Origin of the sequence: Streptomyces sp. NPDC002886 (genome assembly GCF_042888445.1) — a bacterium.
Lineage (GTDB): Bacteria > Actinomycetota > Actinomycetes > Streptomycetales > Streptomycetaceae > Streptomyces.
On sequence record NZ_JBIAPV010000014.1, the window covers coordinates 23,633 to 41,485 of the forward strand.

Annotated in this window: 15 protein-coding genes; 6 read left to right on the forward strand and 9 right to left on the reverse strand. The window is 72.1% G+C overall.

What is annotated here, in order from left to right:
* Nucleotides 1-81: 81 nt before the first annotated feature.
* Nucleotides 82-957 carry a formyltetrahydrofolate deformylase gene (purU, locus tag ACFYYB_RS37940; RefSeq protein WP_327306134.1) on the reverse strand — a complete coding sequence of 292 codons (876 nt, stop codon included), beginning with the start codon at nt 955-957 and terminating at the stop codon, nt 82-84.
* 19 nt (nt 958-976) lie between these two features.
* Nucleotides 977-1,423: a hypothetical protein gene (locus tag ACFYYB_RS37945; RefSeq protein WP_389442897.1), complete on the reverse strand. Its 447-nt coding sequence runs from the start codon at nt 1,421-1,423 to the stop codon at nt 977-979.
* A gap of 232 nt (nt 1,424-1,655) precedes the next feature.
* Here ACFYYB_RS37945 and ACFYYB_RS37950 point away from each other — a divergent pair, with 232 nt between their 5' ends.
* A complete protein-coding gene (locus tag ACFYYB_RS37950; protein WP_389442430.1) occupies nt 1,656-2,996 on the forward strand; it encodes an ABC transporter substrate-binding protein in 1,341 nt (446 codons plus the stop codon).
* 28 nt (nt 2,997-3,024) lie between these two features.
* Here ACFYYB_RS37950 and ACFYYB_RS37955 read toward each other — a convergent pair whose 3' ends face one another.
* Complete coding sequence (locus ACFYYB_RS37955; protein WP_389442433.1) at nt 3,025-4,413, reverse strand: hypothetical protein; 1,389 nt, start codon at nt 4,411-4,413, stop codon at nt 3,025-3,027.
* A 214-nt stretch (nt 4,414-4,627) separates the two neighbouring features.
* Between ACFYYB_RS37955 and ACFYYB_RS37960 the strand changes: the two genes are divergently transcribed.
* Nucleotides 4,628-6,316 carry a hypothetical protein gene (locus ACFYYB_RS37960; protein ID WP_389442436.1) on the forward strand — a complete coding sequence of 563 codons (1,689 nt, stop codon included), beginning with the start codon at nt 4,628-4,630 and terminating at the stop codon, nt 6,314-6,316.
* A gap of 64 nt (nt 6,317-6,380) precedes the next feature.
* On the opposite strand, the gene ACFYYB_RS37965 is transcribed toward ACFYYB_RS37960, so the two are convergent.
* The gene (locus ACFYYB_RS37965; protein ID WP_389442439.1) at nt 6,381-7,760 is read right to left on the reverse strand and encodes a transcriptional regulator; all 1,380 of its coding nucleotides are present in this window, start codon (nt 7,758-7,760) and stop codon (nt 6,381-6,383) included.
* A 210-nt stretch (nt 7,761-7,970) separates the two neighbouring features.
* On the opposite strand from ACFYYB_RS37965, the gene ACFYYB_RS37970 reads away from it, so the two are divergent.
* From ACFYYB_RS37970 to ACFYYB_RS37980, 3 genes are all read left to right on the forward strand, one after another.
* The gene (locus ACFYYB_RS37970; RefSeq protein ID WP_327309385.1) at nt 7,971-8,660 is read left to right on the forward strand and encodes a bifunctional DNA primase/polymerase; all 690 of its coding nucleotides are present in this window, start codon (nt 7,971-7,973) and stop codon (nt 8,658-8,660) included.
* Between the two features lie 111 nt (nt 8,661-8,771).
* A complete protein-coding gene (locus ACFYYB_RS37975; protein ID WP_389442442.1) occupies nt 8,772-9,644 on the forward strand; it encodes an ABC transporter ATP-binding protein in 873 nt (290 codons plus the stop codon).
* Nucleotides 9,641-11,299: a transporter gene (locus tag ACFYYB_RS37980; protein ID WP_389442445.1), complete on the forward strand. Its 1,659-nt coding sequence runs from the start codon at nt 9,641-9,643 to the stop codon at nt 11,297-11,299. Before ACFYYB_RS37975 ends, ACFYYB_RS37980 begins: the two co-directional genes overlap by 4 nt.
* Nucleotides 11,300-11,416: 117 nt before the next feature.
* On the opposite strand, the gene ACFYYB_RS37985 is transcribed toward ACFYYB_RS37980, so the two are convergent.
* From ACFYYB_RS37985 to ACFYYB_RS38000, 4 genes are all read right to left on the reverse strand, one after another.
* On the reverse strand, nt 11,417-12,685 hold the full coding sequence (locus ACFYYB_RS37985; RefSeq protein WP_389442447.1) for a transglycosylase family protein: 1,269 nt from the start codon (nt 12,683-12,685) through the stop codon (nt 11,417-11,419).
* A gap of 138 nt (nt 12,686-12,823) precedes the next feature.
* Nucleotides 12,824-14,452, reverse strand: coding sequence for a CHAP domain-containing protein (locus ACFYYB_RS37990; protein ID WP_389442450.1), 1,629 nt, complete (start codon nt 14,450-14,452; stop codon nt 12,824-12,826).
* Nucleotides 14,453-14,752: 300 nt separating this feature from the next.
* The gene (locus tag ACFYYB_RS37995; RefSeq protein ID WP_389442452.1) at nt 14,753-14,965 is read right to left on the reverse strand and encodes a hypothetical protein; all 213 of its coding nucleotides are present in this window, start codon (nt 14,963-14,965) and stop codon (nt 14,753-14,755) included.
* A gap of 158 nt (nt 14,966-15,123) precedes the next feature.
* Complete coding sequence (locus ACFYYB_RS38000) at nt 15,124-15,537, reverse strand: hypothetical protein (RefSeq protein ID WP_389442454.1); 414 nt, start codon at nt 15,535-15,537, stop codon at nt 15,124-15,126.
* Between the two features lie 162 nt (nt 15,538-15,699).
* Here ACFYYB_RS38000 and ACFYYB_RS38005 point away from each other — a divergent pair, with 162 nt between their 5' ends.
* Nucleotides 15,700-16,698, forward strand: coding sequence for a LuxR C-terminal-related transcriptional regulator (locus ACFYYB_RS38005; RefSeq protein WP_389442456.1), 999 nt, complete (start codon nt 15,700-15,702; stop codon nt 16,696-16,698).
* Nucleotides 16,699-16,788: 90 nt separating this feature from the next.
* Here ACFYYB_RS38005 and ACFYYB_RS38010 read toward each other — a convergent pair whose 3' ends face one another.
* Nucleotides 16,789-17,841 carry an NADP-dependent oxidoreductase gene (locus tag ACFYYB_RS38010; RefSeq protein WP_389442460.1) on the reverse strand — a complete coding sequence of 351 codons (1,053 nt, stop codon included), beginning with the start codon at nt 17,839-17,841 and terminating at the stop codon, nt 16,789-16,791.
* Between the last annotated feature and the right edge of the window lie 12 nt (nt 17,842-17,853).

The window sequence follows — 17,853 nt, forward strand, 5'->3', positions numbered from 1 at the left end:
GCGCGGGGCCGGACCCTACGTCGCGGGGCCGGACCCTACATCGCGAGGGCCGGACCCTACGTCGCGAGGGCCGGACAACCCCTACGTGAAGACGACCGTCCGGGTCCCGTTCAGCAGGACCCGGTGCTCGCTGTGCCACTTCACGGCCCGCGCCAGCGCCTGGCACTCCACGTCCCGGCCGATCGCCACGAGCTGGTCCGGGGTGACCTCGTGCCCCACCCGCTCGACCTCCTGCTCGATGATCGGGCCCTCGTCCAGGTCCGCCGTCACGTAGTGCGCGGTCGCGCCGATCAGCTTCACGCCGCGGGCGTGCGCCTGGTGGTACGGCTTCGCGCCCTTGAAGCTCGGCAGGAACGAGTGGTGGATGTTGATGATCCGCCCGCTCAACTCCTTGCACAGGGTGTCCGACAGCACCTGCATGTAGCGCGCGAGGACCACGAGGTCGACCTCCTCGGCCCGCACCAGCTCCAGCAGCCGCGCCTCCGCCGCCGCCTTCGTGTCCTTCGTCACCGGGATGTGCACGAACGGGACCCCGTAGGAGCCGACCAGTTCCTCGAAGTCGGTGTGGTTCGAGACCACGGCCGCGATCTCCACCGGCAGCGCGCCGATCCGGTGCCGGAACAGCAGGTCGTTGAGGCAGTGCCCGAACTTCGACACCATCAGCACGATCCGCATGCGCTCGTCGGAGCGGTGGATCTGCCAGTCCATCCGGAAGGAGTCGCCGATCGCGGCGAAGCTGGCGCGCAGCTTCTCCACGGTCACCGGAGCGTCGGCCGCGAAGTGGACCCGCATGAAGAAGAGACCGGTGTCGCGGTCGCCGAACTGCTGACTGTCCTCGATGTTGCACCCGGTCATGAACAGGTAGCTGGACACGGCGTGCACGATGCCCTGCTTGTCCGGGCATGAGAGGGTCAGTACGTACTGCTGCGGGGCCTGGGGCTGCGGGTCGTCGCTCATGACCCCACAGCCTTCCACATCACACCGCGCGCGTGAGGATCTGCAGGACGTCCAGTGAACGCGGACGCACGTCCGGGTCCTCCCCGTCCGCCGTCGCCAGTCGTACGTGGGCCTCGCGCGCGGCCCGTACCGCCTCCGGCCAGGCGTGGTGCTCCAGGTATCCGGAGACCGGGGCGTCGGGGCCTATCTGGTGCATGATCCGCAGCACCCGCAGCACGGCGAGGTCCACCAGGGCCGCCTCCTGCGCATCGCGGAAGATCGTGCCGACGTACTTCTCCGCGGACCAGCTGTCGAGCCAGGTGTCCTCGACGAGCCGGTACACGGCGTCGGTGACGTCCCCGTACCCCTCGGCGCCGGCCAGCCAGGTGTCCTCTTGGAACGCGGGGTCGGAAAGCATGTGCAGCGCCGAGCGCACGTTGCTGCGCCAGCGCCACCACGGCATGTCGTTGAGGGGCATGCCGCCCATGGTGGAGGAGCGGCCGCCGCGGCGGGAAGAGTTCTTCGAACCTTGGGCGAATGTCACGCTTTCGATCGTACGTTCCCGTCCGGCGTGATCTTGAGGCACCCGTGTCCGGCCCGCACGGGCCCGACGGGCGCTCACTCACCGTGTGGGCGACACCCGTAATTCACCTCACCGTCACTCGATGTTGCACGCACCTCACACCTCAGTTACCCGGAGCGCGGAATGGTGCATGCACATGACCACCCGGCGAAGCGCAGCGGCACTCTCCCGAACCTTTCTGGCCCGGACCACGGCCATGGCGATGGGCGCGTGTCTCATCGCCGGCTGCGGGGCGCTCCCCGGAGGCTCGGGGGGCTCCGGGGGCGCCGAGACCCTCACCGTCATGACCTTCGCCCCGGAGGACTCCGCGGCGACCAACATGCCGGGCGTGCCCGGCATGGCCAAGGCCTACGAACGCTGGGTCAACTCCAAGGGCGGCATCAACGGCCACAAGCTCCGCGTCCTGACCTGCAACGAGCACAACACGCCCACCGGCGCCGCCGACTGCGCCCGCAAGGCGGTCGCCGAGAAGGCCGTCGCCGTCGTCGGCTCCTACAGCCAGCACGGACGCGCCTTCATGGCACCGCTGGAAGTCGCGGGCATCCCGTTCATCGGCGGGTACGGGGTCTCCCCCGAGGAGTTCCAGTCCCCGCTCTCCTATCCGGTCAACGGCGGCCAGCCCGTCCTGGTGGCCGGCGCCGGCCACCTGCTGGGGCGCACCTGCTCCAAGGTCGCCCTGGTCCGCCCCGACACCCTCGCCGGCGACTCCCTGCCGGGCCAGCTCAACGCCGGCCTCAAGGCCAACCAGATGGCCGCGGCCAGCGACATCCGGGCCGCCGAAGACTCCGCCGACCTCCGCGTCCAGGCCGACGAGGCACTGGCCGCCACCGCCCCCGGCGGCGCCTCGAAGGGCGACGCCACCTCCGGGAAGAACGGGAAGGACGGGAAGGAGAAGGGCTGCGTGGCCGCCGTGCTGGGCGCCCGCACCGAGACCTTCTTCGACGCCTTCCGCCGCGCCGACGCCCAGAACCGCAAGCCGCAGATCTCCTCGGTCCTCGGCTCGGTCAGCCAGGCCCTGGTCGACCGCACCGGCGGCAAGGAGAGCCCCTTCGAGGGCGCGTACGTCACCAGCTGGTACCCGGTCTCCACCGATCCGCTCTGGACGCAGATGCACAAGGTCGTCTCCGAGCACGCCTTCGGTGACAACGCCGTGGACCCCGACGACAGCGGCGCCCAGAACACCTGGATCGCGTACACGGTGTTCAGCGAGATGGTGAAGCGGTTCAAGGAGGACGAGACCATCACCGGGCGCAACCTCACGCGCAAGCTCAACCAGGCCGAGCCCGTCAAGACCGGCGGCCTGACCCCCGACCTCAGCTGGCGCTACGACGACATGCGCGCCGTCTCCGGTTTTCCCCGCATGGTCAACGGCCGGGTCACCTTCCAGGTGGTCCAGCAGGGCCGGCTGGTGGCCCAGCAGGGCACGGAGCAGTCCATGGACATGATCAAGACCATGGAGCAGGCCCCCCGTTCGTAGGGCGCGCGCCCTACGGGGGGGACCCGCCCTAGAGCTGGCTCTTGTCCCGCTTGGTGAGGCCGTACTTGCCGGCGATGGTGTTCCACAGCCCGGACGCGGTCTCCTTGGCCCGGGTGGCGTCGCCGCTCGACTTGTTCCCGTCCGAGGCGTTGCCGGTGGTCCTGGCCTTGCCGTCCTTGCACTTGTCGCCGTCGGACTTGATGTCGTCCGCCCAGTTCGCGTAGCTGTTGTCGGCCTCGGCGGAGGACTTCCACGCCTTGGTGAGGGCCGCGGTCAGCTTCTTGTCGTTCGGGAGCTCGTCCACCTTGAGCTCCTGGAGCCGGGACACCAGCTCGTCGCGCTGCCGGGCCGCGTCGCGCAGATCGGTGGCCGCCTGGTCCAGGTTGCTGCAGGTCTTGATGTCCTCGACGGCCTTGATCACCGCGGCCCGGCTGTCGTTGCTGTCCGCGAGGAGCTTGTCGAGCTGGACCGCCTGCGGCTGCGCGGGGTCCAGCGGGACCTCTGCGGCGTCCGCGGCGGAGCTGCCGGGGGCGGGGGTGGGTGCCACGGCGGCCGGGTCGTTGTTCTGCGCCTTGCCGTCGCTGAGCAGCGCACCGACCCCGAGCCCGACGACGGCCAGGCCGATGACGACGGCGGCGATGATCGCGGGCGAGACCTTGCGGGGAGCGGGCGGCTCCGCGAAGGGCGGCTGCTGCGGGAACTGCTGCTGCGGCGGGGCGTACTGCTGCTGCGCGTACTGCTGTTGCGGCTGCGGCGCGTACTGCTGTTGCGGCTGTTGCTGCTGCGGGTGGGGGCGCTGCGGCGGCTGCCGGCGGAGCACCGGCTCCTGGACGGGCGGCAGTTGCGCCGTGTGCTGCAACTCCTCGCCCCGGAACAGCCCGTCGAACCCGGCGGCGGGATCGGCCGGACCGGCCGGGACCGGCGGAATGTACTGGGTCGCGGCCTCGTCGTAGGAGGCGGCCGCGGGGACCGGCGCGATGTACTGGGTGGCGGCCTCGCCGTGCGCGGGGCCCGCCGGGACCGGCGGTATGTACTGGGTGGCGGCCTCGCCGTGCGCGGGCCCCGCGGGGACCGGCGCGATGTACTGCGTCGCCGCCTCCTCGTGCGCGGGGGCGGCGGGCACCGGCGGAATGTACTGGGTGGCCGCCTCCGGCAGCGGCGGGTAGCCGTAGCCGTGCGGGTCGCCGGGGCCCTCGTAGCCGGGGCCGACCACGTGACCCTGCGGGTAGCCGTAGCCGTAATCGGGGCCGTCGGGTGCGGGGTAGCCGTAGGAGGGCTGACCGTACGGCGGCAGGCCTTGCAGGTGATCCGGCTCCCCGCCGGGCTGCGCGGGCGGCTGCGTCGGCGGCTGTGCGGGTACGTACGGGCCCCACGGCTCGCCGCCCTGGGGGCTGCCGCCCTGTCCGCTCTCCGTCACCGGAACTCCCTCTCCGACCTGTCCGCGTCTACGGAACCGTCGGCTCACGCTACCGTTCCCCGCCGAGATTGCCAGTGTCGGCCTCACCTCCGGGAGCCGGGCCGGGCGCCCGGTGTCCGGTATCGGCGGGGAAAAGCGGGGGTCCGTACAACCCCCGGGACGGGTCGGCCGTCCAACCCCGCGGAAGATCACATGGACGTACGGGGGACAACCGGTGAACAGCTTCAAGAGGACCATGACGGCCGTCGGCACGGCGGTCGTGCTCACGGCCGTGGGAGCACTGGTGGCTCCCGCCGCGAGTGCGGCCCCCGGAACCGCCGCGAACGCGCCGCGGGCCGCGTCGGCGGCGGCGCCCGAGACCAAGGCCGGGAGCACGGTGCCCACCGCCGGCATCCGTCAGCGCGGCCCGGGCGAGCTGGTCGTCCACCTCGAGAACGGAACCAACGCGACCCCCTACCGGGTCGACGTGCGCAAGGCGGGCACGGCCCGGGTCGTCGCCGTGGTCGACACGTTCGCGCGGTACGAAGTCAATCCCGACCCGAACGGGCCGGACGAAGGCCACTGGTACGTGGGCGAGGCGCAGCCGCTCGTCCTCGAGGAGATGACGGACTACGAACTGGACGTGTTCGCACGGGACTCCGAGGGCAAGGAACTCTCCCGTCGCAACGCCGGCCGGTCCACCTACGCGTTCGACGCCAAGATCGAGGCGAAGTCCAGCCAGGCGGAGTTCTCGCTGGACGACCTCGACACCCAGGTCACCGGCACGGTCACGGCGCTGCACCCGCGCACCGGGCAGCGGCTGCCGCTGGCCGGCGCCAGGGTCAGGGCCCGTGTCGGGCAGGGCTGGACCGATGCCGTGTCCGACGCCCAAGGCCGGTTCGCCACCTCCGCCGCCGCCCTCGGCACCGAGAGGGAGCTGGCCTTCTCCGCGGCGCTGGCCGACGGGGACACCGAGGTGCCGGTGACGGCCCCGGCGAAGATCCGGGCCCAGAAGTCTTCGCTGACCCTGTCCACGACGGCGCCCCTCACCGTGCGGTACGGGACCGGCGCACCCCTGCGCGGCAAGCTGACCCGCCGGGCGGACGACGGCACGGTCAAGCCCGCCGCCGGCCGGACCATGGCCGCCTCGGGGATCGGGCAGGCACGGGCCTCCACCGGAGCCGACGGCGGCTACACCGTCTCGCCCCGGGTCCTGACGACCGGTTCTCTGAGCGTGGCCGTCGACGACGCCTGGCTGCTGGGGGACGGCACGCGCACCGCGACCGTCGCGAAGATCACCCACACCACCAAGGTGGTCGGGGAGAAGGTGGTGGCCACCGACAGGTACGGCAAGCTGACGATCAGCGGCACGGTCCAGGTCGACGGGTACACCACCCAGCAGGCGCCGATCGAGATCCAGTACAAGCACTACATGGGCCACTGGGCCACCCGTCAGTCCTTCGTGGTGCCCTTCGGCAAGACCTTCACCGTGCAGGTCAGCCCGCCGAGCAACCAGACGACCACCGAATGGCGGGTGCACACCCCGGGCACGGTCACCATCGGCCCCAGCACCGGCACCACGGTGCTCCGTCCGACGCGCGCCCTGACCCGGTTCGACCACGTGCGGGTGGGACCGCGCCCCGTGGCCAAGGGGCAGCAGTTGTTCGTCGCCGGAACCCTGAGCACGAAGACCCCCGCCGGCGGGTACGCGGCCTACCCCGGCCAGAAGGTCCGCTTCTACTTCCGGCCCGACAACTCCACCGTGTGGCAGGAGATGGGCACCGCCGTCACCCGGGAGACCGGAGCCGTCGGCAAGAAGTTCACCGCGCAGACCAGCGGCTACTGGCGCATGCGCTTCGTCGACACCGATTCCGGCCACCTGGCCACGACCGGCACTCAGTTCCGCCTCGAAGTCACCGGCTGACCCCGGCACCCCGCGACCGCACCGGCGGGCCCGCCGTCCGCTGCCCGGAACCCCGGGCGGCGGGTCAGCCCACCGGCTCCAGGCGTGCGGTGAACTCCCGGGCCGCCGGTTCCTCCCGGTACGGGTCCAGGCGCGTGCGGAAGTCCTCCAGGTACGCCGTCCCGCGGTGCGAGCGCAGGCCCGACAGGAGCTCCGCCGCCTGCGTGGCCGTCTGGCAGGCGGCTTCCACCTCGCGCTGCTGCACCCGCGCCGCCGCCAGCAGGAGCAAGCCGATCGCCCGGCGCCGCGCCTTGCCCGCCGGGAGGTCCCGCAGGGACTCCTCGGCGCGCTTGGCCGCCGCGTCGGCCTGGCCCAGGTCCCGGTGACAGTGCGCCAGTTCGTCCGCGAGGTAGGCCTGGTCGAAGTGGCGGATCCACTCGGGGTCGTCCCCCGACTCCGGCTCCGCCCGCTCCAGCGCCGTCAGCGCCCGCGAGGACAGCACCGCCGTCGACCGTGCGTCGGCGAGCAGCGCGTGCCCGCGCGCCTCCGCCGCGTAGAACATCGCCTCCACCCGGGGGGTGACCTGGCCCCGGGTGCCCTCCTGCGCCGCTCTGGCCAGCTGCGCGATCTCCCTCGGGTTGCCCAGTTCCGCCGCGAGGTGGCTCATGGACGCCGCCAGCACGTAGCCCCCGTACGCCCGGTCGCCGGCCGCCTGCGCGAGCCGTAGGGCCTGGATGTAGTAGCGCTGGGCCAGGCCCGGCTGGCCGGTGTCCACCGCCATGTAGCCCGCCAGCTCGGTGAGTCGGGCGACCGCCGCGAACAGGGCCCGGCCCACCGGCTCCCGGTACGAGCCGCCGATCAGGCCCGAGACCACCGAGTTGAGGTAGTGCACGACCACCGGGCGCACGTGCCCGCTGCCGAAGCGGTGGTCGAGGTCCTTCAGCGCCTGCGTGGTGGCCCGTACCGCTTCCACGTCCGACATCCCCACCCGGGAGCCGCCGCTGCGCGCGACCTGCGCGTCGGCCCCGGTGATGAGCCAGTCGCGGCTCGGCTCGACCAGCGCCGAAGAGGCCACGCTCGACCCCGACAGGAAGTCGCGCCGGCCCACGTCGCTCCGCCACAACTCGCTGACCTGCTCGATCGCGCCGATGACGGTCGGGGAGAACTGCAGGCCGACGCCCGAGGCGAGGTTCTTGCCGTTGGCCATGCCGATCTCGTCGATGGTGACGGTCCGGCCGAGCTTGCGGCCCAGTGCCTCGGCGATGATCCCCGGAGCCCGGCCGCGCGGCTGCTGGCCGCGCAGCCAGCGGGCCACGGAGGTCTTGTCGTAGCGGAGGTCGAGACCGTGCTCGGCCCCGCACATGTTGACGCGCCGGGCGAGCCCGGCATTGGAGCACCCGGCTTCCTGGATGAGCGCCTGCAGCCGTTCGTTCGGCTGGCGGGCGACGAGAGGCCTGGCTGCCATGAAAACCCCCAGAGACGCGGGTGATCGTTCGAATGATCACTTCCCGCCTGATGTGCGGGGAATCTTCCCCATTGCGTCCTGTCGTTACCCACCTCCGGCGCCCCGGCCTCCTACGCGCCCCCCGCGATGCACCGATGCGCCCCGCATGCAGGATCGATGCTCCCGAGCCCGGCCGGTTTACGCCCGTAACCCCCGGTGACCGCAAGAGTTGTGTTGCACGTGGAAGAGACCATCGGAGTCACGGAGACCGCGCCCATCCCCCTCCAGCGCAGTGAGCCGCTGCTGGACCATGCCGTGCGGTACACGGAAGAACGGCACTGGGATGTCTTCGCCGGCACCTGGCTGGAGTCCGGCGACGGGCGCGAGCGGTGCTCGTGCGGGGCACCGGAGTGCCCGGCGCCCGGCGCGCACGCGGCGGGGAAGGACTGGGCCTCGCAGGCCTCGGGCAGCGCCGTGCAGGTCAGGCGGCTCTGGGGGAAGAACCCGAAGGCCGCCATCCTGCTGCCCACCGGCCGGACCTTCGACGCCCTCGACGTCCCGGACGCCGCCGGCTTCCTGGCACTGGCCCGGCTCCAGCGCATGCAGCGCACCCTCGGACCGGTGATCGCCAACCCGGCGGGGCGGATGCTGTTCTTCGTCCTGCCCGGCGCCGGGGCCAAGGTGCCCGACCTGCTGCGCAAGATCGGCTGGCAGCCGGCCCAGCTCGATCTGGTCGCACGCGGTGAGGGCGAGTACGTCCCCGCCCCGCCGACCCGGATCGGCGGACGCGGCTCGGTGCAGTGGGCCCAGCCTCCGACGGCCGCGAACCGGTGGCTGCCGGACGTGGAGGAGCTGATCGACGCCCTGGCCTACGCGTGCGGACGCGAAGCGGCGGCGGAACGGGCCCGGCGCGGGGCCTGACCAGCGGACATGGCCATGAGGAAACTCATGACATAAGTAACTGCTCCGCCTCTCCCCCTCCTCCTATGGTGAGAAAAGCAGGACACGGGGAACAGGACGAGAGGCAGGCGCATGCCGGACCAGGGCGTTGCGACGGGCGGAACGGACGGAACGGGTGGCGGTGCGCGACCCGCACCGTCCGCCGCACCCGCCGTGCGGGTCGAGGGTTTGTGGAAGCGGTTCGGCGAGCAGGTGGCCGTGTCCGGGATCGATCTGGAGCTGCCCGCCGGGCAGTTCGTCGGCCTGGTGGGGCCGAACGGCGCGGGCAAGACGACGACGTTGTCGATGATCACCGGTCTGCTGCGCCCGGACATGGGCCGGGTGATCGTCGCCGGGCACGACGTGTGGGCGGACCCGGTGAAGGTGAAGTCACGGATCGGCGTGCTGCCGGAGGGGCTGCGGCTCTTCGAGCGGCTCTCCGGGCGCGAACTGCTCGGCTACATGGGCCGGATGCGGGGGCTGCCGGGCCGGGAGACGGACAGCCGGGCGACGCAGCTGCTGGACATCCTCGACCTGGCCGGTTCGCAGCACAAGCTGATCGTCGACTACTCGACCGGCATGCGGAAGAAGATCGGGCTGGCGGCCGCGCTGCTCCACAACCCCGAAGTGCTCTTCCTGGACGAGCCGTTCGAGGGCGTGGACCCGGTGTCCGCGCAGACCATCCGCGGAGTGCTGGAACGTTACACCTCCTCCGGAGCCACGGTCGTCTTCTCCTCCCACGTCATGGAGCTCGTCGAGTCGCTGTGCGACTGGGTCGCCGTCATGGCCGCCGGCCGGATCCGGGCCGCGGGCACGCTGGCCGACGTACGGGGCGACGCGCCCTCGCTGCAGTCCGCGTTCCTGGAGCTGGTCGGGGCGCAGGGCCGGGCCACGGGCGAGTCCCTGGACTGGCTCGGCGGCGGATCCGCGGGCAACGGGGCGGGAACCGGGGCGGGCGTCCGATGAGCACGTCCGCCGCATCCGCCACGTCCGCCCCGGCCACCACGACGGCCGTGTCCGCCGTGTCCGTCGACATCACCCCGATCTTCGTCCGGCTCAAGCTGTCGCTCCTGCGCAACGGGCTCAAGGGCTCCTCGACGCGCAAGGCCGCCTACTTCGGCGCCCTCGCCTTCGCGCTCGTCATCGCCTTCTTCGCCACGCTCGGCCTCGTCGTGCTGCGCGGCAACGCGCACGCCGGCTCGGTCGTCGTCCTGCTGGCGGCGATCACGGCCCTCTGCTGGACGTTCGTCCCGCTGTTCTTCGCCACCGGCGACGAGACGCTCGACCCGACCCGGCTGGTCATGCTGCCGCTGCGGCCGCGGCCGCTCGTACGGGCCATGCTGGCCGCCTCGCTCGTCGGCATCGGGCCGCTGTTCACGCTGTGCCTGGCCGTCGGCTCGGTGATCGCCGTCGCCCGGGGCGCGGCGGGCGTGGTGGCGGCCGTACTGGCCGTGCCGCTGCTGCTGGTCGGCTGCGTCGCCCTGGCCCGGGCCGTGGCCACCGCCAACGTCCGGCTGCTGACCAGCCGCAAGGGGCGCGACCTCGCGCTGCTCAGCGGCCTGCTGATCGCGATCGGCGCGCAGGCGGCCAACTTCGCCGCCCAGCGGCTTTTCCAGACCGGCGGCCTGGAGCGGCTCGAGCCCGCCGGGGAGATCGTGCGCTGGCTGCCGCCCGCGACCGCCCTCGGGATGGTGGACTCCGCGAGCGAGGGCTCGTACGGGATCGCCGCCGCCCAGCTCCTCATCACGGTGGCGGCCCTCGGCCTGCTGCTCTGGTTCTGGGAACGCAGCCTGACCAAGCTGATGGTCACCCCGGACGGTTCGACGATCGCGGCCGCCAAGGAGAAGAAGAAGCCGGCGAACGACGCGGCCGGCCGCAGCCGCTCGCTCCTGCCGGACGACCGTACGGGCGCCGCCGCCCAGCGCGTGCTGCGCTACATGGTGCGCGACCCGAAGACCAAGTCGGCGTGGGTCTCCGCCCTGGCGCTCGGCCTGATCATCCCGGTCGTCAACGCCGTCCAGGGCGCCGGCTCTCCGTACCTGGCCTGCTTCGCCTCGGGCATGCTCGGCATGCAGATGTACAACCAGTTCGGGCAGGACACCTCGGCGTTCTGGATGGTCGCGCAGACCATTTCGAGCACCCGGGACGCGTACGTGGAACTGCGCGCCCGCGCCCTGGCCCTCGCGCTGGTCACCGTGCCCTTCACGGTGGTGGTCGCGACGGTCACGGCCGGCCTGCTCGGCAACTGGGCGGGCCTGCCCGGCGCCCTGGGCCTGGCCCTGGCCCTGCTCGGCTCGATGCTGGGCACGGGAGCCCTGGCGTCCGCCCACCTCCCGTACTCGATCCCGACCGACGGCGCCTTCAAGAGCGTCGCCCCCGGCCAGGGCGCCCTGGCGTGGGCGGCCCTCCTCGGCGGCCTGCTCTCCTCGGCCCTGGTCAGCTCCCCGCTGATCGCCCTGGCCATCTACTTCAGCGCCACCGACCAGCAGTCCCTGGCCTGGATCCTGCTCCCCCTGGGGCTGGCCTGGGGCACGCTGGCCAGCTGGGCCGGGCTGCGGCTCGCGGCCCCGGCGGTGGTGCGCAAGCTCCCCGAGATCCTGGTGGCGGTCAGCAAGGGCTGACCGGGCGCTCGGCCGGGTACCGGCGTACCGGCTTACGACCGAACGGGCCGTGGCCCTCCGCTCCCCCCCGGGGGCAGAGGGCCACGGCCCGTTCGCTTGCGCGGCCGACCGCCCCGATCAGGCGGTCGGGAACTTCGCGATGAACGCGCTGCCGACACCGACCACGTCGTCGAAGCTGCGCTTGCCGGCACCGAACTCGGAGCCCGCCATCCCGCGCTTCTTGCCGTTCACGATCTCCCAGACGGTGGGGTCGTTCAGCGACTTGACCATCGTGCCGTTGGCGGGGGCCGCCTTGGCCGCGGCCGAGGCCAGCCACTGGCCCGGGGTGCCGAGCAGCGGACGCTTGTCGTAGCCGAAGCCGATGAAGTCGACGTTGGTCAGGGGGACCGCCACGCCTCCGGCCATCACGTAGACGGTGGAGTCGGCGCCCGAGACCTCCTGGACGATGGAGCCGTTGGGTACCTGCCGGGTCGCCGCGGAGGCCAGCCAGTCGGTCGGAACGCCCATCAGGGCCTGCTGGTTGTACCCGTTGGCGGTCCACTCGGCACCCGAGATGTGCAGCGCCGCCCCGTTGACGACCACGTAGCGGGACGGGTCGTTGCCGGTCTGGTCCATCACCACGCGGCCGGTCGACACGGTCCGCTGCGCCGCGGCCTGCAGCCAGGCGGTCGGGAGGCCGTAGTCGGCGCGGAGGTTGTAGCCGTCCTCGGTCCAGTCCGACGCGGAGATCGGCAGCGCGGCACCGTCGATGATCACGTAGCGGTTGGCGCCGCCGGCCTGGTCGTGGACCACGGTGCCGGCGGGCGGGGCGCTGGGCAGCCCGTTGAAGGCGTTGGGGTCGATGACCACGACCTTGCCCAGGTCGTACTTGTCAGGGGCCACGTCCGAGCCGGCCACCGGGACACCGGCCCCGGCGATCATCACCCGTACGTCCGGGCCGTTCGGCGACTTCACCAGGGTGCCGTTGGCCAGGGAGGAGGGAGCCGGGTAGGTCGGGGCGTCGGGGTACGGGTTCGCGTGGTCGGCGCCGAGGTTGTACTTGGGGCCGCAGTTGGGCCAGGCGCCCTGGCCCTGCCCCGCCAGGATCTTCTCGCCGATCAGGATCTGCTGCTGCTTGGTGGCGTGGTCCGCCCGGTCGGCGTACTGCGTTCCGCCGTAGGCGCGCCAGGTCGACATCGATATCTGGAGACCGCCGAAGTACTGCCCGGTGGGATTGATGATCTGCCAGTTCCCGCTGGCCTCGCACTGCGCGACCTTGTCCCAGGTCGCGAGGGAGGCGGCGGAGGCGGGGGTGCTCGCGAGGAGCGGGGCGGCGAGGGCCAGCAGAGCGGTGGCGGCGGTGGCGGCGGTGGCGAGTGCGGACTTCTTGCGGGCGGCGGAGCGCATCGGGATTCCCTCGGGCAGCGGGTCGGGGTGTCGGCGGCGGAGCGGCCGGGCCCGAGCCGCCCGGCCTGGTCGGGCCGGGCGGCTCAGGGGCGGTGCTCAGTGGTGACGCTGGCGCTCAGTCGTGGCGCCGGACCGGGATCAGGCGGTCGGGAACTTGGCGATGAAGGCGCTGCCGACACCGACCACGTCGTCGAAGCTGCGCTTGCCGGCGCCGAACTCGGAGCCCGCCATCCCGCGCTTCTTGCCGTTCACGATCTCCCAGACGGTGGGGTCGTTCAGCGACTTGACCATCGTGCCGTTGGCGGGGGCCGCCTTGGCGGTGGCCGAGGCCAGCCATGCGGCGGGGGCACCGTCCAGGGGGCGCTGGTCGTAGCCGAAGCCGGTGAAGTCGGCGTTGGTCAGCGGTACCGCGACGCCACCGGCCATGACGGAGACCGTGGCCGAGTTCCCCGAGGCGTCCTTGACGATCGTGCCGTCGGCGACCTGCTTGGTCACCGCCGAGCCGAGCCACTCACCGGGGACACCCATGAGGGACAGCTTGTCGAAGCCGACGCTCGTCCACTCGGTGGCCGAGATGCCCACCGGGGTGCCACCGACCATGACGTAGCGGGAGGAGTCGGTACCCGACTGGTTCATGACGACCGTGCCGGACTGCAGCGGCTTGGCCACGGCGCCCTTCAGCCACTCCGCCGGAACACCCATCAGCGTCTGCTCGTTGTACTTGTCCGCCGTCCACTCGGAGCCGGAGATGTGCAGCGCGGAGCCGGCGACCATGATGTAGCGGGACGGGTCGGTGCCGGACTGGTCCATGACCACGATGCCGGTCGCCACCGTCTGCTGGGCCGCGTTCTTCAGCCACGAGGTCGGAACGCCCATGTCGGCCCGGGTGTTGTAGCCGCCGGAGACCCAGTCCGCGCCACCGATCTTGAGCGCGGCGTCACCGATGATCACGTACCGGTCCGCACCGCCGGCCTGGTCGTGGACCACGGTGCCCGACGGCGGGGCGCTGAAGAGGGAGCGGAAGGCCTGGTCATCGATGGTGACGACCTTGCCCAGGTCGTACTTGTCAGGAGTGACGTCGGAGCCCGCCACCGCGAGACCCGCACCCTTGACCAGCACCTTCACGGCCGGGCCGCTCGCCGACTTCACGAGCGTGCCGTCGGCCAGCGAGGCCGGGTTCGGGAGGGAGGGGGTCGAGCTGCCGGCCGGGGAGACGTAGCCGCTGACCTTCTGGTTCCAGAGGGTGGTGCCCACCTGCCAGTTGGTGGTGGAGGCGGTGCTGACGTGACCCGCGCCGCCGCCCTGGTTTCCGCCGGTGATGGTGACCGTGTTTCCGGACACCCCGGTCACCAGGGCCACGTGGGCGGCCCAGTCGCTGCCGTTGTAGTTGAAGACGACCGCGTCACCGACGTGCGGCTGGTTGGAGATCGTCCCGTACTTCTTTCCGTAGGCCATGAAGCTGGCCGCCCCGTCGGTCAGGGTCGACAGCCCCGTGACTCCGTTGCGGGCCCATACCCAGCCGGCGAAGTCGGCGCACCAGGCATGGGCCGTACGGCCGTTGGCACAGCTGCTGTTCTGGTTGGGGCCGCCGTCGTAACCACCGTGGGCGCAGGCTCCGTTGCCGTCCTCGGCACGGGCCGTGGCGGATATTCCGTCGGTCAGCGGCGAGGCGCTGGCCGGGTTGGCGACCACCATGGTGAACGCGGTCGCCGCCAGGGCGGAGGTGGAGGCGATGCGGATGGCGATGGTCTTGATGCTGCGGGACATGACGAAGCTCCTGATGGCGTGAAAGGAAGTGTGTGGTGGCGCTGCGGAGACCGCAGACGGGCCTGGTGAGGGCCGAAGTGTGGGGGCGCGCCGGGCCGGTGGGGACGGCTGCCCTGCAGGAGCAGCTGTCGGGCCGGTGGGTGCGATGCCCGGGTCGTGCGGTGAGGTGAGGATCGGCACTGGCGGTCGGTCAGCCAGGCGGTGGTACGGGTCTTGCGGGCTGTACGGGTCCTGCTGTGAAGTTCGTGGGCCGTGACCGGGTGGCGCTTTCGGCGCTGCTGCCCCGGACGGCGGGGCCGGCTACTCCCAGGCGGTGGTGTTCTTGCCGACCGGAGCGGTCTCCCAGGCGGTGGTGTTCTTGCCGACGGGGGCGGTCTCCCAGGCGGTGGTGGCGCTGACTCGGGTCTCGCTGGTGTTTCCGGTTCCGTGGGCCGCCAGGGCCGGGGTGACGGTGGCGACGGCCAGGGCGAGGGAAGCGACCGCGGCGGCCTTGACGAGGCGAGTGCGAAGCATGGGAGTGGTCCTTTTCGAGAGTGGGGATGACGGGCCGGTGACTGGCCCTTTCCGGTCTCACGTCCCGCGGTGACGTTTCCTCCGGTCTTGCCTTCCAGGTGGTGTTCCCTTCCGGCGATCACTACTTTCGTCGCAGCTCAGCGTGGGTGGAAGTGCTTTCAGCTGGACGGAACCGGACCTGGACCGTTGTGGCCACGAGGACCGAAAGCGGCCAGCAGGAGGTGCTCGTAGTACGGCGTCACGAGGGGGACCCCGACGCGGCCGACGGTCCAGCCGGACAACGCCGGCACCCCCTCGACGGCGCGGCGGCACAGAACCTCCGTACGTCCCTCCGCCTCGCCCAGGCTGTCCGCGATCAGGTACACGCCCAGCGTCGGGAGAGCGCTCGGGAGCGCACCCGGTAGCCCGCCCGGCAGGGCACCCGGATGCGCACCCGGATGTGTGGAGACGTGCTCGACCGGACCGCAGCCGGTGGGATCGGCATCGGCGAGGGCGCGGACGAGTTCGCCCGCATGCGAGGGGAGTCGGACGCCGGGCGCGGGGGCCCGCAGGGCCGCGTGGATGAGATACATGCGCACCACCATCCCGGCGACTTCACAACGGGCAAATACCCTGAAGCTGGACGCTTGGGTCCTTGGCCGCAAGAGGCCAGGCCTCCCCCGGATGCCCCCCTGACGCGCGTGCGATGATCGGCTGACCTTGATTTACGGGTGTACGCAGGGGGGGGAACCGCTGTGCTGGCAACACTTGGCCTCGATGCGACCGCAGAGGCCGTCTACCGCACCATGCTCGCGCGCCCGCGCGACGGAGTGCGCGCTCTCGCCGAGCAGCTGGGCGTCACCGAGACCGAGGTCCGGGCCAGCCTCGATCTGCTCAGTGAACTGGCTCTGATCCGCCCGTCCTACGAGCGGGAGGGCGAGCTGCGCGCCGTCTCCCCCGAGGTCGGCATGGAGATCCTCATGGCCCGCCAGCAGGCGGACCTCGCGGCCCAGCAGCTGCGCATCGAGGCTTCGCGCGCGGCCGCCGCGCAGCTCATCGCGGAGTTCGCCGATCTGACCCCGGCCGCCTCCAGTCCCGGCGTCGAGCAGCTGGTGGGCCTGGACGAGATCCGGACCAGGATCACCAGCCTGGCGCACGGGGCCCGGACCGACCTGATGGCCTTCGCACCGGGTGGAGGTCACCGCCCGGAGACCCTGGAGGCGTCGAAGGCCGGGGACCTGGCCCTGCTGGGCCGCGGGGTGCGGATGCGGTCCCTGTTCCAGGACAGCGTCCGCAACAGCCAGAGCACCGTGGCCTACGCGGCGTGGCTCGGCGAGCTCGGCGGAGAGGTCCGTACCGCTCCCGATCTGCCGACCCGGCTGATGATCTTCGACCGCACCACGGCCGTCATCCCGGTCAGCAGCGAGGACAGCGCGGCGGGGGCCGTGGTGCTGACCGGCCAGGGCACCCTGACGGCGCTGTGCGCCCTCTTCGAGAACGTCTGGTCGAACGCCCGGCCGCTGGGCGGCACGTCGGAGGAGCGGGACGACGGCGGGCTCAGCCCGCAGGAGACCACGGTCATCCGCCTGCTGGCGCAGGGCCTCACGGACGAGGCCATCGCCAAGCGGCTCGCCGTCTCCCCGCGCACGGCCCGCCGGCTGGCCACCGGACTGATGGAGCGGCTGGACGCCGCGAGCCGCTTCGAGTTCGGAGTCCGCGCGGTGCAGCGCGGCTGGCTGCCCGGCACGGAATAGCCGCCCGGCCCACCGGAGTCGAAGGCCACGGCAGAAAGCCCCCGGGCGCCTCGTGACGAGGCGCCCGGGGGCTTTGCGTTGGCACAGAACTCATCGCGCCGACGGATCGAGGCGGACCAGCATCTTGCCGGTGTTCGCGCCGCGCATCATGCCGAGGAAGGCCTCCGGGGCGCGCTCGATGCCGTCGACGACGGTCTCCTCCGTCAGCAGGCTGCCGTCCGCCAGCCATCCCGCAGCCCGGCCGATCCACTCCGGGAACAGGTCGAAGTGGCTGGAGACGAGCATGCCGCGCAGGGTCACCTCGCGGGCCGCGGCCCGGAAGAGGTTGTCCGGGCCCAGCGCGGGAGCGGTGGCGTTGTAGCCGCTGATCGCGCCGACCATGGCGATCCGCCCGCCCTGGCGCATCCCGCCGATGGCCGCCTGGAGGTGGTCGCCGCCGACCGCGTCGAGGTAGACGTCGATGCCCTCGGGCGCCGCCTCGGCGAGCTGGCCCGCCAGGTCGCCCTGGCGGTAGTCGACGGCCGCGTCGTAGCCGAAGCGGTCGAGCAGCTTGCGCGTCTTCAGCGGGCCGCCCGCCGAGCCGATCACCCGGGAGGCGCCCAGCCGCCGCGCCAGCTGCCCGGCGACGCTGCCGACCGCGCCGGCGGCGGCGGAGACGAAGACCACGTCGCCCTCCTCGACCGGGGCGGTCCGGGTCAGCGCCGCGTAGGCCGTCAGTCCCGTGGTGCCGAGGGGACCGAGGTACGCCGCCTGCGAGGCGACCGCCGGGTCCACGACGGTGGCGCCGGTCGCGTCGAGGACCGCGTACTCCCGCCAGCCGAGGAAGTGCGAGACGGTCGCCCCGACCGGTACCGAGGCCGAGCGGGAGGCGACGACCTCGCCGATCGCGCTGCCTTCGAGGGCCGTGCCGAGGGCGAAGGGCGGGATGTAGGAGGGGGCGTCGTCCATCCGGCCGCGCATGTACGGGTCTACGGACATCCAGGTGTTGCGGACCAGGATCTGCCCTTCGGCGGGCTCCGGGACCTCGGTGGCGACCAGCTCGAAGTGGTGCGGGCCCGGTTCGCCGACGGGGCGGGAGGCGAGGCGGATCTCGCGGGAGAGGGTGCTCGTGGTGGCGGTGGTGGAGCCGGCGGTGGTGGTCATCTGGCTGTTCCT

Bases quoted from the DNA above. Each gene is read 5' to 3' on its own strand.
- purU (WP_327306134.1), bottom strand. From the start codon at position 957: ATGAGCGACGACCCGCAGCCCCAGGCCCCGCAGCAGTACGTACTGACC.
- ACFYYB_RS37945 (WP_389442897.1), bottom strand. From the start codon at position 1,423: ATGGGCGGCATGCCCCTCAACGACATGCCGTGGTGGCGCTGGCGCAGC.
- ACFYYB_RS37950 (WP_389442430.1), top strand. From the start codon at position 1,656: ATGACCACCCGGCGAAGCGCAGCGGCACTCTCCCGAACCTTTCTGGCC.
- ACFYYB_RS37965 (WP_389442439.1), bottom strand. From the start codon at position 7,760: ATGGCAGCCAGGCCTCTCGTCGCCCGCCAGCCGAACGAACGGCTGCAG.
- ACFYYB_RS37975 (WP_389442442.1), top strand. From the start codon at position 8,772: ATGCCGGACCAGGGCGTTGCGACGGGCGGAACGGACGGAACGGGTGGC.
- ACFYYB_RS37980 (WP_389442445.1), top strand. From the start codon at position 9,641: ATGAGCACGTCCGCCGCATCCGCCACGTCCGCCCCGGCCACCACGACG.
- ACFYYB_RS37985 (WP_389442447.1), bottom strand. From the start codon at position 12,685: ATGCGCTCCGCCGCCCGCAAGAAGTCCGCACTCGCCACCGCCGCCACC.
- ACFYYB_RS37990 (WP_389442450.1), bottom strand. From the start codon at position 14,452: ATGTCCCGCAGCATCAAGACCATCGCCATCCGCATCGCCTCCACCTCC.
- ACFYYB_RS37995 (WP_389442452.1), bottom strand. From the start codon at position 14,965: ATGCTTCGCACTCGCCTCGTCAAGGCCGCCGCGGTCGCTTCCCTCGCC.
- ACFYYB_RS38000 (WP_389442454.1), bottom strand. From the start codon at position 15,537: ATGTATCTCATCCACGCGGCCCTGCGGGCCCCCGCGCCCGGCGTCCGA.
- ACFYYB_RS38010 (WP_389442460.1), bottom strand. From the start codon at position 17,841: ATGACCACCACCGCCGGCTCCACCACCGCCACCACGAGCACCCTCTCC.